Genomic DNA, 12,791 nt, shown 5'->3' with positions numbered 1-12,791 from the left:
AGATCGCCCCATGGATGCCCCCGTCAAAGCCGCCACCCTCAACACCGAAAAGGCCAAGGCCCTGCAAGCTGCGCTGGCGCAGATCGAAAAGCAGTTCGGCAAGGGCTCGATCATGCGGCTCGGCGAAGGCGAGGTGATCGAAGACATCGAGGTCGTCTCCACCGGTTCGCTCGGCCTCGATGCCGCGCTGGGCGTGGGCGGCCTGCCGCGCGGCCGGGTGGTCGAGATCTACGGCCCCGAATCGTCGGGCAAGACCACGCTGACGCTGCAGGTCATCTCCGAAATGCAGAAGCTCGGCGGCACCTGCGCCTTCATCGATGCCGAGCACGCGCTCGACACCGCCTATGCCCAGAAGCTGGGCGTCAACCTGCAAGAGCTGCTGATCAGCCAGCCCGACACCGGCGAGCAGGCGCTCGAGATCGTCGACGCGCTGGTGCGCTCCGGCTCGGTCGACCTGGTGGTGATCGACTCGGTCGCGGCGCTGACGCCCAAGGCCGAAATCGAAGGCGAGATGGGCGATTCGCTGCCCGGCCTGCAGGCCCGCCTGATGAGCCAGGCGCTGCGCAAGCTCACCGGCACCATCAAGAAGACCAACACGATGGTCATCTTCATCAACCAGATCCGCATGAAGATCGGCGTGATGTTCGGCAGCCCCGAAACCACCACCGGCGGCAATGCGCTGAAGTTCTACGCGTCGGTGCGGCTCGACATCCGCCGCATCGGCAGCATCAAGAAGGGCGAAGAAGTCATCGGCAACGAGACCAAGGTCAAGGTCGTCAAGAACAAGGTGTCGCCGCCGTTCAAGACCGCCGAGTTCGACATCCTCTACGGCCAGGGCATCAGCCGCGAAGGCGAGGTGATCGACATGGGCGTCGAGGCCAAGGTGCTCGAGAAGTCGGGTGCCTGGTACGCCTACAACGGCGAGAAGATCGGCCAGGGCAAGGACAACGCCCGCGAGTTCCTGCGCGAGAACCCCGACCTGTCGATCGAGATCGAGAACAAGGTGCGCGAGGCGATGGGCATTCCGCTGCTGCCGACCAATGGTGGCGCGGCAGCGGTGGCCGATGAGGCCAAGCCGTCGAAGAAGGCTGCCAAAGAGTCGAAAGAGCCGAAGGAATTGAAAGAACCGAAGGAAGCCCGCGAGTAATCGCGGGAGCGCAGCAACCGTCCGGCGGTGGCGATGAAACGGCGGCTGTCGCTGCGCGGGCGCGGCGTGCAGCTGCTGTCACAGCGCGAGCACAGCCGGCAGGAGCTGCGGCGCAAGCTGCTGCAGCATCTGCGGAAGCTGCACAGCGAGGCGGAGTCCGGGCTCACCGAGCCCGCCGAGCCCGCCGAGCCCACCGAACCCATTGATGCCGACCAGCAGGTCGACGACGTGCTGACGTGGCTGCAGGACAAGGGCTACTTCAGCGAGCAACGCTTCGTCGAGAGCCGGGTCCATGTGCGCGAGGGCCGCTACGGCAACCTGCGCATTCGCCTGGAACTGGCGCAGCACGGTGTCGCGCTCGATGCCGGCACTGCGGCAAGACTCAAGGACAGTGAACTCGCGCGCGCCCACGAGGTGTGGCTGCGCAAATTCGGCGCGCCGGCCGCGGATGCCGCCGGGCGCGCCAAACAGATGCGGTTCCTGTCGAGCCGCGGGTTCTCACCCGAGGTGATCCGCCGCGTCGTCAAAGGCGGGGCCGAGGTCGAGGGTGACGACGGCTGACGCCTGAGGTGGCGCCCGAACCGGTGCCCGATCAGGCGGCCTTGGTGGCCTGCTTCGTTGCCGACCCAGCCGCTGCTTCACGCAGTTGGCGGGTTTCCTTCTTGACATGCTTCGCGCGCTTTTGCTTTTGCCTGCGAATGGCGCGGTCCTTGTCGGCGCTCATGGCGTTCTCCGGTGTGTTGGTTGAAAGACCCGCGGTTGTACCACTGTTGGCGCACGCCCCGCCGCGCCGGGCGCCGGTTGCGGGTACAACCGCTCACTCATTCCCGACCCCGACAAGGCAAACCCATGAACTGGATCATCCTGGTGGCCGCAGGCCTCTTCGAAATCGGCTGGGCGATCGGCCTGAAGTACACCGAAGGCTTCACGCGCCTGTGGCCCTCGATCGGCACGGTGGCGGCGATGGTCATCAGCGTGTGCCTGCTGGGCTATGCGATGAAGTCGCTGCCGGTCGGCACGGCCTACGCGGTGTGGGTCGGCGTCGGTGCGGTCGGCACCGCGATCCTCGGCATCGTGCTGTTCGGCGAACCGGCCTCCGCGGCGAGGCTCGCGAGCCTCGCGCTGATCGTGGCCGGCATCGTCGGGCTGAAGCTGGCGAGCCCGGCCTAGACACGCGCAGCTCAGTTCAGCGCCGGCACGATCGGTGGAAGCGCCGTCACCATCCGCACCAGGTCGCCGATGTTGCGTGCGCCGGTCTTCATCCGCAGGCTGCCGATGTGGGTGCGCACGGTGCACACCGCTACGCCCAACGCGCGCGCCTGCTCGCCCGCCGACTGGCCCTGGCACAGAGCGAGCAGCACGGTCTTCTCGGCGGTCGTCACCTTGTGGACACGTGCGAAGAAGTCGACGCTGAGCGGCTGGCAGACCTGGCTGCGGCCCAACATCAGCAGCACACCGGACTCCTCACCACGACCGCCTGCGCCGCCGAGGGGCAGCACGGCGATCGACCAAGGCGGCGCGTCGGCCCGCGCCGGCATCGGCACCAGGCTGCGCCTGCCGACGCAGGCGCCCGCGATGGCCTCGCGAAGGTGGCGGCAGGTCGCCTCGTCGGCACCGGCCACGCACCCGCCGACGACACGCAGGCGGCCAGGCACGCCGCATTCGCGTCGAGCGATGCGATTGGCCCAGACCAGCGCGCCGCCGCCCGTCAGCAGCATCAGCCCGTAGTCGACGGCATCCAGCACTCGCAGCAGCGTCTGCTCGGCTGGTCCGCATTCCGGTTCGTCCGTGCCGTCGCGGAAGGCGTCGCCCACGCAGGCCGTTTGCGCGCCGTGCTGCGGAAGTGAAGTCGTGAGATCCATGCGAGCTCCCGAGGTGTGGACCCGATTGCAGCACCGGGCGAACGGCGCCCCCATCAGCCATGCGGCTCAGCCCGATGGATGAGGGGCTTCCCGCGCCGGCGCCACGATGCCTCGCTAAGATGCCCCGAGGAGGCGACGGGATGAACGTCCTGCTGATCGATGACCATGCCTTGTTTCGAGAGGGCATCGCCTTGCTGCTGCGCCCGCTGGTGGAGCCGCTGACGGTCTGGGAGGCGGGCAGCTGCGAAGAGGGCCTGGCGACGCTCGCGCGGCAGCCCTCGATCGACCTGGTGCTGATCGACCTCGCGCTGCCGGGCATGCCCGGGCTCGAAGGCATCGCGCTGATCCGAGAACGCCACCCGGCGACACCGGTGGTCGCGCTGTCCTCCTCCGACGACAAGGACACCGTGCTGCGTGCGCTCGACGCCGGTGCGATGGGCTTCATCCCGAAGAGTTCGACCTCGGTCGTGTTCGGCGGCGCGCTGCAATTGATCATGGCGCGCGGGATCTACCTGCCGCCGTCGGTCTTCCTCGCCGGACGCCATGCCGGTGCCGAGCGCCATGCGCCGGCGCCGGCCGGCGAGGCCGTGCCCGCCGTGCCGGCCGGCCGGCACCCCGAGGAACTCGGCATCACGCCGCGCCAGGCCGAGGTGCTCTACCTGATCCTGCAGGGCAAGTCCGCGAAGCTGATCTGCCGCGAGCTCGACCTGGCCCCGGGGACGGTGAAGTCCCACACCTCGGCAGTGCTGCGGGCGCTCAACGTCACCACCCGCACGCAGGCGGTCATTGCGGCGGGCAAGCTGGGGCTGCGCTTCGATCGGCCGTAGCCGCGGCGTCTTCACGCGAGCGCAGTGCCGCGCTGACGGCGCGCAGCAACCGATCGGCGCCGACCGGCTTGTGCAGCAGCACGGCACCGGCCGCGGCAACGCGCTGCTGCAGGCCGGACGCGACGTCGGCCGTCACCACGATCGCCGGGATCGCCTCCAGCGTCAGCGCGCGGATGCGCTCGATCGCATCGACGCCGTCATGGCCTTGGGCGATCCGGAAGTCGGTGATCAGCAGGTCGGGCGCACGCAGGTGCTGCGCCAGCTGCCGCACCCCGTCGTCGACCGAGGCCACCGCGAGCACGCTGCACCCCCAATGCACGCACAGCGCGTCGAGTGCATCGCGGTTGCGCTCGTCGTCGTCGATCACCATCACGAAGGCGCCGCTCAGCGCGCTGCGGTCCACGCCGTCCAGCAGCGGCATCGCCTGTTGCGACGGCAGGTTGTCGACGCGCGGCACCTCGATCTCGAAGGTCGAACCCCGGCCCTGCACCGAGTGCACGCGCAATGGATGGCCCAGGATTTCGGCACTGCGCTTGACGATCGACAGGCCGAGCCCCAAACCCTTCTCCTCGTCGAGCGACAGTCCGTCGAGGCGGAAGAACTCGTCGAAGATGTCGTCCAGGTGGGTCGCCGGGATGCCGATGCCGGTGTCGACGACCTGGATGCACAGCGCCGCGCCGCGCCGCCGGCATCCCACCAGCACGCCGCCACGCCGCGTGTAGCGGATCGCGTTCGCGACCAGGTTGCCGAGGATGCGCTCCAGCATCGCCGCATCGCTGCGCACCACGCCGCGGCAACGCGCCACCGTCAGCGACAGTCCACGCGCCGCGGCCAGCGGCCCGTAAGCGTGGGCGAGCTGCGCCAGCACGCTGTCGACCGCGATCGGCTGAACGTCGGGATGCACCGCCCCGGCATCGAGCTTCGAGATGTCGAGCAGGCTGGAGAAAAGATGTTCCATCACCGCCACCGACAGCAGCACCTTGTCGGCCAGCACCGCCTGCTGCGGGTCGACCAGCCGGTCGCGCAGCACGCTGACGAGCAGGCTGATCGAGTGCATCGGCTGGCGCAGGTCGTGGCTCGCGGCGGCCAGGAAGCGCGTCTTCGCGGCATTGGCCCGCTCGGCCTCTTCCTTGCGCACCGCGAGCTCGGCGGTGCGCTGCGTCACCTTGGCCTCCAGGCCGCGGTACGACTCCAGCAGCTGGCGCGCCATGCGGTTGAAGTCGTCGCCCAGTTGCTCGATCTCGTCACCGGTGTCGAGCTCGATGCGGTGCGCCAGGTCGCCGGCCGCGATGCGGCGCGTCGCCTGGCGCAGCCGGATGATCGGTGCCGCCATGCGGCGCGAGAACAGCATGCTGGCGGCCAGCGCCAGCACGCCGCCGACGGCGATCAGCAGCAGCGTGCGGGTCAGCGTGGCGAGCGCCGGCTCCAGTGCCTCGGAGCGCGGCTGCTCGACGAACACCATCCAGTCGGGTGACTGCAGCTGGCGCGCCGTCACGATGACCGGGCGGCCCTCCAGGTCGTCGTGGTCCTCGGCGGCCAGCAGCGGCGCCGGGCCTGACCGGGAGCGAGCCACCTGCACGGGTGCGAACTGCGTCAGGTCGAGCTGGCGCAGCACGTGGGTGGCGCGCGGGTGGGCGATCAGCCGGTTCGACGCGTCGACCACGAAGATGCGCCCGTTCTCGCCCACCTTCAGCCCGGACACGACCTCGCCGAGGAAGCGCAGGTTCAGCGTCGCGACCGTCCAGCTGCGCGTGCGCGCGACGTGGGGCGCCACCAGCCGCACATACGGCTCGGCGCCCTCGCGGTAGAAGGTGGCGCCATAGTGGGGCGCCTCCACGGTCGCGTTCAGCAGCGCCGGCTCGGCCGGCGGCGCGCCGGAGTCGATCCGGTCTGCCTCGCTCCTGGAGACGTACAGCGTCTCGCGGCCGCCGGCATCGACTTCCTGCAACTCGACGATGGCCGGGAACAGCACCATCAGCCGGTAGAACTCCTCGCGCTTCTGCTGCCAGCCGAACGCGCGGTCGCCCCAGGGCAGCTTGGCGGTGTCGCGCAGGCCGTCCTCGATGTTGCGCAGGTACTGCGTGATCTCGCGCGCGGCGGCCTCGGCCTGCACGGCCTGCACGCCCGCGATCTGCTGGCGCGCCTCGCGGTAGCCGAACAGCATCTCCAGCCCGCTCGATGCGAGCAGCAGCGAGCCGCTGATCACACCGACATGCACCGCATAGCGCCGCGCGATCGAGCGGCGCGGGGCCCGGGGGCTGTCGGTGCGGCGGCGCCCCGTCATTCAGAAGACCAGGTCGGCGCGCCGGATGATCGTGCTCGTCACCGGTGTCGCCTCGGTGCCGGGCCCGGTGCGCACCGCGAGCACGAAGCGCTTGGGCCGCTCGACCGGGATCGAGCCCGGGTCTTCGCCGTCCAGCACGCGCACGACCAAGTCGACCAGCGTGTCCCAGACGAAGGAGGTGTCCTGCGCGTAGCCGATCAGCCCGCCGGCGCGCACCTCGTTCGTCGTCGCGAAGAGACCATAGCGGCCGAGCCGGCGGATGTGGTCGATGATGCGCTGCTCGGCGACATAGGCCACGTAGGTCGGCATCACGTACCAGGCGTCGAAGCGGGAGGCGTCGGTGCGGGTCATCAGCGCGTCGACCTCGGCCTCGTCGCGGGCGTACAGGATCGTCGCCGTCATGCCGAGGCGAGCCGCATCGGCCTGCACGCGGGCCTCGCCGCCGTAGTAGCTGGACCAGGACGGATCGGTCAGCACGGCCACCGTGCGCACCTGCGGCGCGGCATCGCGCAGGATTTCCAGCCGCTTGCCATCCAGCGTGTCGGCCAGAGAAATGCCGGTCATGTTGGCGCCGGGCCGGCTCATCGATTGGACGATGCCGGCGCGCAGCGGGTCGACGTAGCACGAGAACACGACCGGCAGCGCGAGCCGCGCGCGGTAGGCGGCACGCGCCGAGTCGCCGGTGGGCGCGACCATCACGTCGGGCCGGCGCAGCGCGGCCGCGGCCACGGCGCGTTGCAGTACCGCGTCGTCCAGGGGCGCCTCGACGTACTCGAACACCGCGTTGGCGCCGACGTCCGGGTGGCGCCTGCGCATGGCCTCGACGAAACGCTGGAAGGCCCGGTCGGTGCCGGCGGTCCAGTGGCCAATGTAGGCGATCACCGGCCGACGCGGCGCGGCAGCGGTGTCCGATGCCACGGCGCAGGCGATCGAGATCGCGGCCATCAGCCCCAGGGCATAGGACAAGTGGTTGATGCTCATCGCGCCCCCCATCACTAAGCTGCGTTGGCACATCGAGTGATGCGCAACCAACCTCCTGGAGTACACCACGATGACCCCGATCATTCAGAACTTCTTGTGGATCAAGTTGATGAAGGTGGCCGCAGGCGGCGGAACTGCGGTCGCAGAAGAGGGCTCGAGCGTCCGATGGCAGCCTGACGATCCGGACCTTCAGGTCCATGAACTGCTGGAGAAGCGGCTACCGGCGCCACTGCTCAAGCTGGAGAAAACCTTCCGCGCGGTCGAGCAGATCCATGCAGCGCCGCGGCCTGCGGCAAACGTGGAGATGCTGTCCGGCGGCCGCCCGCCCGGCGTGTTCGGGGGCACCGTGACGCGGGCGGGTTGGTGGACGTTCGACTGTGACTACGGCGGCGACCCCGCTTCCGACGTTCAGATCGTCATTCATCCCTTCGTCGGCACGAGAGCCCAGGCCGTGGCCTGGCTCACGGAGAGTGCCGAGGGAAAGGCCTGGCTGCGGAAGGAGACTGACCCGCCGCTGAACCACGTGCTCCTGAACTACGTGCTCCTGAGCTTCGATCAATACCAATGGACGTCGTGAACGGCGACAAGGAAACACCATCATGTGTGACGAACCGACTTTCAGTGCGGCATGCCAGTTCCCCGAGGATGGCTGGACCGGACACTGGTGCCTGTGCAGCCGCCAGGCCTCGCCGAACCTGCGAGCGGACTGGAAACAACGGGTAGAACTCGACCCGCCGCCGCTGCATCACAGCGCGGAATGCGCCACGCTCGACCAGCTGCGGCAACAGGAGCGCGCGAGCCATGCCAAGGACATCCTCGCCCAGGCCCAGACCGAACGTGCCGCGATCTGGCCGGTGCAGCGGGTCCTCGGATCGGCCGATCTGCCGACGCATCCGCAGACGAAGGCCTTGCACCGCCTCCTGCTCGACAACATCCTCGGACCGATCTTCCACTTCAAGGAGCAGTTCAACCGCGGGCGCCCGTACCACTGCTGCGCCGAGAACCTGGACCCGATGTTCGCGGACAAGGCCGACCCGCTGCACCCCGGCCACCCGGCCTACCCGAGCGGGCACTCGACGCAGGCGCATGCGCTGGCCTACCTGCTGGCGTCATGGTTCCCGCAGCGGGAGGACGAATTCCTGCTGGCGGCCGGCAAGGTGGCGAAGAACCGCGAGATCGCCGGCCTGCACTACCCGAGTGACTCGCTGGCGGGGAAGAAGCTGGCCCGCCAGCTGGTCGTGCTGCTGCTGCAGAACCCCGGGTTCAAGGCCGCGGCCGACCTCGCCCGCCTCGAATGGCCTTGAGCGAGGGGTCGCGTCAGTACAGGATGCGGCAGCGGATCGTGTCCGGCAACGACGCCAGGTCGGCCAGCGCCGCCTCTGGCGCCGCCGTGTCGACGTCGATGACGACATAGCCCACCTCGTCGCGCGTGCTCAGGTACTGCGCCGCGACGTTGATGCCCGCCTTCGACAGCCGCTCGTTCACGCGCGCGATCACGCCCGGCACGTTGCGGTGGATGTGCAGCAGCCGGCTGCGGCCGGTGTGCTCCGGCAACGCCACCTCGGGGAAGTTGACCGCCGAGGTCGTCGACCCGTTGTTGCTGTAGCGCACCAGCTTCGCGGCGACCTCCTTGCCGATGTTGGCTTGCGCCTCCAGCGTCGAGCCGCCGATGTGCGGCGTCAGGATCACGTTGTCCATGCCGACCAGCGGCGATTCGAAGCGCGCGTCGTTGCCCTGCGGCTCCTCCGGAAACACGTCGATCGCGGCGCCGAGCAGGTGGCCGTCTCTCAGCGCCTCGGCCAGCGCATCGATGTCGACCACCGTGCCGCGCGACGCATTGATCAGGTGCGCACCACGCTTCATCGCGCGGATCTGCGCGCGCCCGATCAGGCCCTTGGTCGACGGCAGCTCCGGCAGGTGCAGCGTGACCACGTCGGAGGCGGCGAGCACCTCGTCGAGGCTGTCCAGCGCGCGGGCATTGCCCAGCGGCAGCTTGGCCTCGATGTCGTGGAACACCACGGCCATGCCGAGCTGCTCGGCCAGCACGCCGATCTGCGTGCCGATGTGGCCGTAGCCGACGATGCCGAGCGTCTTGCCGCGCACCTCGAACGAGTTCTCGGCGCTCTTGGTCCAGCCGTTGCGATGCAGGATCGCGCTCTTCGCCGGAATGCCGCGCATCAGCATGATGATCTCGGCCAGCACCAGCTCGGCCACGCTGCGGGTGTTCGAGAACGGCGCGTTGAACACCGGCACGCCCAGGTCCATCGCGGCGCGCAGGTCGACCTGGTTGGTGCCGATGCAGAAGCAGCCGACGGCCGCCAGCTTCGGCGCGGCCTTCAGCACCTCGGCCGTCAGCTGGGTGCGCGAGCGGATGCCGAGGAAGTGCGCATCGGCGATCGCGTCGTGCAACGCGCCGCCCGCAAGCGCCTTCGCATGGGTGACGACCTGCGAGTAGCCGTCGCGCTTCAACACGTCGACGGCCGAGGCATGAATGCCTTCGAGCAGCACGAACTTGAGCTTGTCCTTCGGGACCGAGAGTCTGTGGTTCATTGCCCGATTGTTGAACAGCCGAATCGGCCCCATTCGGCGGAAGGGCATGCACCGGTTAGAGTCCCGGGGCAGCGCCTGCTGTCGTCCGTGTTGTATTTCCTGTCCGTGAGTGCCTCCCCCACCGTGAATCTTCCGAACCCGCGCCATGCAGCGCGCGTGCCCGCGCACGTCTCGCCCGAGCAGCTCGCCCGCATCCGCCAGGCCGCCTACGCGCTGCCGCAGGTGGTCAAGCCTGCCGACTATTTCGACGAACATGCCTCGGGGCTGGACGAGCGCCTCGACAAGCTCGGCCTCGTGCTGCTGCAGAAGGCGGTGGCCGGCGCCCGGCCGAGCCGCTGGATCGCGCCCGACGTGATGGACTCGGCGCTGCAGCACCTCGACGCGGTCGGCAACGGCCCCGAAGTGCGCACCGTGATGCTGGACCGCATGGCCGCGCTCGATGCGCTGGGCATCGTGCGCGAGGGCGGCCGCTGGACGCGCCTGATCAGCCAGCCGCTGCAGCTCGCCGACGTGAACTGGCGCGTGCCGGTGATGTTCCGCATCCCGATCGCGTCCGAGCCGGTGTGGGCGTTCTTCCGCGACGGCGACAAGCCGGCGTTGCTGGCCGCGCTCGGGCCGATCGAAGCCTGGCCGCATGCCGGCGAGGTGCAGGCCGCGCTCGAAGCGCTGGTGCAGCGCAGCCGCGCGCACAACCCGCGCCACCTCGACATGCTGCTGCCGCGCCTGCTCGCCGAATGCGCCACGCCGCAGCCGGTGGCCGACCTGCGCGCCGCTTGCGTGCGCGCCCAGGAGCGCTGGGAGCACCAGGTGTCCGAACTCGACACGCTGGCCGGGCTGAACAGCGAACTCGCGTTCCAGGGCTACCCGGACACCTTCGTGAAGGCGCGCCGCCTGCAGCGCAACGTGACGCTCTACGTCGGCCCGCCCAACAGCGGCAAGACCTACGCCGCGTTCGAGCAGTTGGCGAAGGCGAAGGACGGCGCCTACCTGGCCCCGCTGCGCCTGCTGGCGCTCGAAGGCCGCGACCGGCTGGTCGGCCGCGGCGTGGCCTGCTCGCTGCTGACCGGCGAAGAGAACGTGCCGGCCGAAGGCGCCGGGCTGGTGTCGAGCACCATCGAGATGGTCAACACCAACAAGGTGGTCGACACCGCGGTGATCGACGAGGCCCAGATGATCTTCGACCCGTACCGCGGCTGGGCGTGGACGCAGGCGATCGTCGCGGTGCCGGCCAGCGAGGTGATCATCATCTGCTCGGCCTACGCGGCGCCGGCGATCGAGAACCTGCTGGGCCTGTGCGGCGAGCGCTGCAGCGTGCGGCATTTCGAGCGCAAGCAGCATGTGCAGCTGCTCGAGGCGCCGGTGCCGATCGGCGCGCTGACGAAGGGCGATGCGGTGGTGGCCTTCAGCCGGCGTGACGTGCTGACGCTGCGCGACCAGATCGCGGCCGGCGGCCACCCGGTGTCGGTGATCTACGGCGCGTTGCCGCCCGAGGTGCGGCGGCGCGAGGCCGAGCGCTTCGCGCAGGGCGAATCGCATGTGCTGGTCGCGACCGACGCGATCGGCATGGGCCTGAACCTGCCGATCCGGCGCGTGCTGTTCAGCACCATGAGCAAGTTCGACGGCCAGGGCGACCGGCCGCTGGACGAATCCGAGGTGCACCAGATCGGCGGCCGCGCCGGCCGCTTCGGCATGCATGAAGAGGGCTTCGTCGGCGTGCTGAAAGAGGCCGAGCCGCAGGCGCTGCGCATGCTGAAGGAACGCCTGCCGCGCACCCCGCGCGCGCCGCGCGACTTCAAGGCGCCGGTGGCACCGAACGGCTGGCATGTCGACACCATCGCCTCACGGCTGCACAAGACGCAGCTGCGCGAGGTGCTGGGCGTGTTCATGGAGCAGTTGAAGCTCGACAACGCGCACTTCGCGGTGGCCGAGCTGGAGCAGATGCTGGAGCTGGCCGAGCAACTCGACCGCAGCGCCGCCAAGCTGACGCTGAAGGAGCGCTTCATCTACGCGCAGGCGCCGGTCGACACGCGCACCGTCTCGCAGGTGCAGGAGTTCCTCGACTGGAGCAGCAGCCATGCGCTGACCGGCCGCGCCGGCTCGCCGTGGTTCCTGCAGGACGTGGACGGCCACAGCCGGCTCGATCGCATGGAGCAGGCGCTGCGCTCGTGCACGCTGTGGCTGTGGCTCGACCTGCGCTTCCCCGGCGTCTACGGCAAGGTCGACGAGGTGACGGCGCTGCGCAGCCAGTTGAACGACGGCATCGAGCGGCAACTGAAGGGCAAGCGGCCGCTGGCGCAGGTGCGGCACCGCACGCGGCGCTGAGCGCTGACCCCCTGACACACCGACTTCGCCGCACGGCGTCACAATCCCCTCCTTTCCCGCTTGTCGCTTTCCCCATGAGTTCAACGCCCCCTTCCCCGGCCACGCCCGCAGAGCTGCCTGTCGACGACACCTCCGTTGCCGATGCATCTGCCGCCGATACGCCTGTCGAGGCGCCTGCAGAAGTGTCGGCAGAAGTGACAGCCGACGCGCCCGCCGATGTGTCTGCAGAAGCGACAGCCGATACGCCTGGGGAGGTGACTGCGAAGGCGCCCGCCAAGGCGCCGGGCATGAGCCCCGCGGCCTGCGCGCAGGAGCTGCGCCAGCGCTTCCCGGCGCTGTTCGACGGCCCGCCGAAGCCGCTGAAGCTGCGCACGCACGTCGACATCGAGGCGCGTGCGCCGGGCGTGTTCAGCAAGCAGGTGCTGACGGCATTCTTCCGCCGCTACACCGGCAGCACCTCGTACCTGTTGTCGGTGGCCCGCGGCCGCCAGCGTTTCGACCTGGACGGCAAGCCCGGCGGCGAGATCAGCGACGAGCACCGCCAGATCGCGGTCGACGAACTGACGCGGCGCGGCGTCGGCCTGCAATCGCGGCGCGAGCTCGAAGAGCAGCAGCGGCGCAACCGGGCCGGCCTGCTGTTCGACTACGAGCGCACCACGCTGACGCGGGCGAACTTCTGCGTGCTGAAGCAGGTGGCCGAGGAAGAACTCGACGGCCTGCTGGAGATCGCCCGTGCCGAAGCGGCGCAGCAGGCACAGCAGCAGCCGCGGCGCCCGCCGGCCGATGCTCGCCCGCCGGGCCGGCCGCCCGGCCCGCGC

Annotated in this window: 13 protein-coding genes; 8 read left to right on the top strand and 5 right to left on the bottom strand. The window is 69.6% G+C overall.

All coding sequences use genetic code 11. The annotated features are described in order from the left end of the window. Positions 1-10 precede the first annotated feature (10 nt). Together recA and ACXJLU_RS08825 are read left to right on the top strand one after the other, a co-directional pair. On the top strand, positions 11-1,147 hold the full coding sequence (gene recA, locus ACXJLU_RS08830) for a recombinase RecA (protein WP_457330047.1): 1,137 nt from the start codon (positions 11-13) through the stop codon (positions 1,145-1,147). A 33-nt stretch (positions 1,148-1,180) separates the two neighbouring features. Further along, positions 1,181-1,708, top strand: coding sequence for a RecX family transcriptional regulator (locus ACXJLU_RS08825; RefSeq protein ID WP_457330046.1), 528 nt, complete (start codon positions 1,181-1,183; stop codon positions 1,706-1,708). Between the two features lie 31 nt (positions 1,709-1,739). Here the strand turns inward: ACXJLU_RS08825 and ACXJLU_RS08820 are convergent, their stop codons facing one another. After that, positions 1,740-1,871 carry a hypothetical protein gene (locus ACXJLU_RS08820; RefSeq protein ID WP_457330045.1) on the bottom strand — a complete coding sequence of 44 codons (132 nt, stop codon included), beginning with the start codon at positions 1,869-1,871 and terminating at the stop codon, positions 1,740-1,742. Positions 1,872-1,996: 125 nt separating this feature from the next. On the opposite strand from ACXJLU_RS08820, the gene sugE reads away from it, so the two are divergent. Next, complete coding sequence (gene sugE / locus ACXJLU_RS08815) at positions 1,997-2,317, top strand: quaternary ammonium compound efflux SMR transporter SugE (protein ID WP_457330044.1); 321 nt, start codon at positions 1,997-1,999, stop codon at positions 2,315-2,317. Positions 2,318-2,328: 11 nt separating this feature from the next. On the opposite strand, the gene ACXJLU_RS08810 is transcribed toward sugE, so the two are convergent. Then, a complete protein-coding gene (locus ACXJLU_RS08810) occupies positions 2,329-3,009 on the bottom strand; it encodes a helix-turn-helix transcriptional regulator (RefSeq protein WP_457330043.1) in 681 nt (226 codons plus the stop codon). 140 nt (positions 3,010-3,149) lie between these two features. Between ACXJLU_RS08810 and ACXJLU_RS08805 the strand changes: the two genes are divergently transcribed. Continuing rightward, entirely contained in the window at positions 3,150-3,836 is a 687-nt protein-coding gene (locus ACXJLU_RS08805) for a response regulator (protein WP_457330042.1), read from the top strand. On the opposite strand, the gene ACXJLU_RS08800 is transcribed toward ACXJLU_RS08805, so the two are convergent. Further along, on the bottom strand, positions 3,793-6,120 hold the full coding sequence (locus tag ACXJLU_RS08800; RefSeq protein ID WP_457330041.1) for a hybrid sensor histidine kinase/response regulator: 2,328 nt from the start codon (positions 6,118-6,120) through the stop codon (positions 3,793-3,795). The genes ACXJLU_RS08805 and ACXJLU_RS08800 overlap by 44 nt on opposite strands. Continuing rightward, positions 6,121-7,101: an ABC transporter substrate binding protein gene (locus ACXJLU_RS08795; RefSeq protein WP_457330040.1), complete on the bottom strand. Its 981-nt coding sequence runs from the start codon at positions 7,099-7,101 to the stop codon at positions 6,121-6,123. Between the two features lie 70 nt (positions 7,102-7,171). On the opposite strand from ACXJLU_RS08795, the gene ACXJLU_RS08790 reads away from it, so the two are divergent. Next, a complete protein-coding gene (locus tag ACXJLU_RS08790) occupies positions 7,172-7,678 on the top strand; it encodes a hypothetical protein (protein WP_457330039.1) in 507 nt (168 codons plus the stop codon). 22 nt (positions 7,679-7,700) lie between these two features. Then, entirely contained in the window at positions 7,701-8,405 is a 705-nt protein-coding gene (locus ACXJLU_RS08785) for a phosphatase PAP2 family protein (protein WP_457330038.1), read from the top strand. 13 nt (positions 8,406-8,418) lie between these two features. Here ACXJLU_RS08785 and serA read toward each other — a convergent pair whose 3' ends face one another. Then, positions 8,419-9,651 carry a phosphoglycerate dehydrogenase gene (serA, locus tag ACXJLU_RS08780; RefSeq protein ID WP_457330037.1) on the bottom strand — a complete coding sequence of 411 codons (1,233 nt, stop codon included), beginning with the start codon at positions 9,649-9,651 and terminating at the stop codon, positions 8,419-8,421. A 123-nt stretch (positions 9,652-9,774) separates the two neighbouring features. Between serA and ACXJLU_RS08775 the strand changes: the two genes are divergently transcribed. Both ACXJLU_RS08775 and ACXJLU_RS08770 read left to right on the top strand, forming a co-directional pair. Then, positions 9,775-11,973, top strand: coding sequence for a helicase-related protein (locus ACXJLU_RS08775; protein ID WP_235002340.1), 2,199 nt, complete (start codon positions 9,775-9,777; stop codon positions 11,971-11,973). A gap of 287 nt (positions 11,974-12,260) precedes the next feature. Then, positions 12,261-12,791: ProQ/FINO family protein (locus ACXJLU_RS08770; protein WP_457330036.1), on the top strand; the 531-nt coding region annotated here is incomplete at its 3' end.

The sequence above is a fragment of the Rhizobacter sp. P5_C2 genome (assembly GCF_054049715.1).
This window is presented reverse-complemented; position numbering and strand designations above follow the sequence as displayed.

Bases quoted from the DNA above. Each gene is read 5' to 3' on its own strand.
- recA (WP_457330047.1), top strand. From the start codon at position 11: ATGGATGCCCCCGTCAAAGCCGCCACCCTCAACACCGAAAAGGCCAAG.
- ACXJLU_RS08825 (WP_457330046.1), top strand. From the start codon at position 1,181: ATGAAACGGCGGCTGTCGCTGCGCGGGCGCGGCGTGCAGCTGCTGTCA.
- ACXJLU_RS08820 (WP_457330045.1), bottom strand. From the start codon at position 1,871: ATGAGCGCCGACAAGGACCGCGCCATTCGCAGGCAAAAGCAAAAGCGC.
- sugE (WP_457330044.1), top strand. From the start codon at position 1,997: ATGAACTGGATCATCCTGGTGGCCGCAGGCCTCTTCGAAATCGGCTGG.
- ACXJLU_RS08810 (WP_457330043.1), bottom strand. From the start codon at position 3,009: ATGGATCTCACGACTTCACTTCCGCAGCACGGCGCGCAAACGGCCTGC.
- ACXJLU_RS08805 (WP_457330042.1), top strand. From the start codon at position 3,150: ATGAACGTCCTGCTGATCGATGACCATGCCTTGTTTCGAGAGGGCATC.
- ACXJLU_RS08800 (WP_457330041.1), bottom strand. From the start codon at position 6,120: ATGACGGGGCGCCGCCGCACCGACAGCCCCCGGGCCCCGCGCCGCTCG.
- ACXJLU_RS08795 (WP_457330040.1), bottom strand. From the start codon at position 7,101: ATGAGCATCAACCACTTGTCCTATGCCCTGGGGCTGATGGCCGCGATC.
- ACXJLU_RS08790 (WP_457330039.1), top strand. From the start codon at position 7,172: ATGACCCCGATCATTCAGAACTTCTTGTGGATCAAGTTGATGAAGGTG.
- ACXJLU_RS08785 (WP_457330038.1), top strand. From the start codon at position 7,701: ATGTGTGACGAACCGACTTTCAGTGCGGCATGCCAGTTCCCCGAGGAT.
- serA (WP_457330037.1), bottom strand. From the start codon at position 9,651: ATGAACCACAGACTCTCGGTCCCGAAGGACAAGCTCAAGTTCGTGCTG.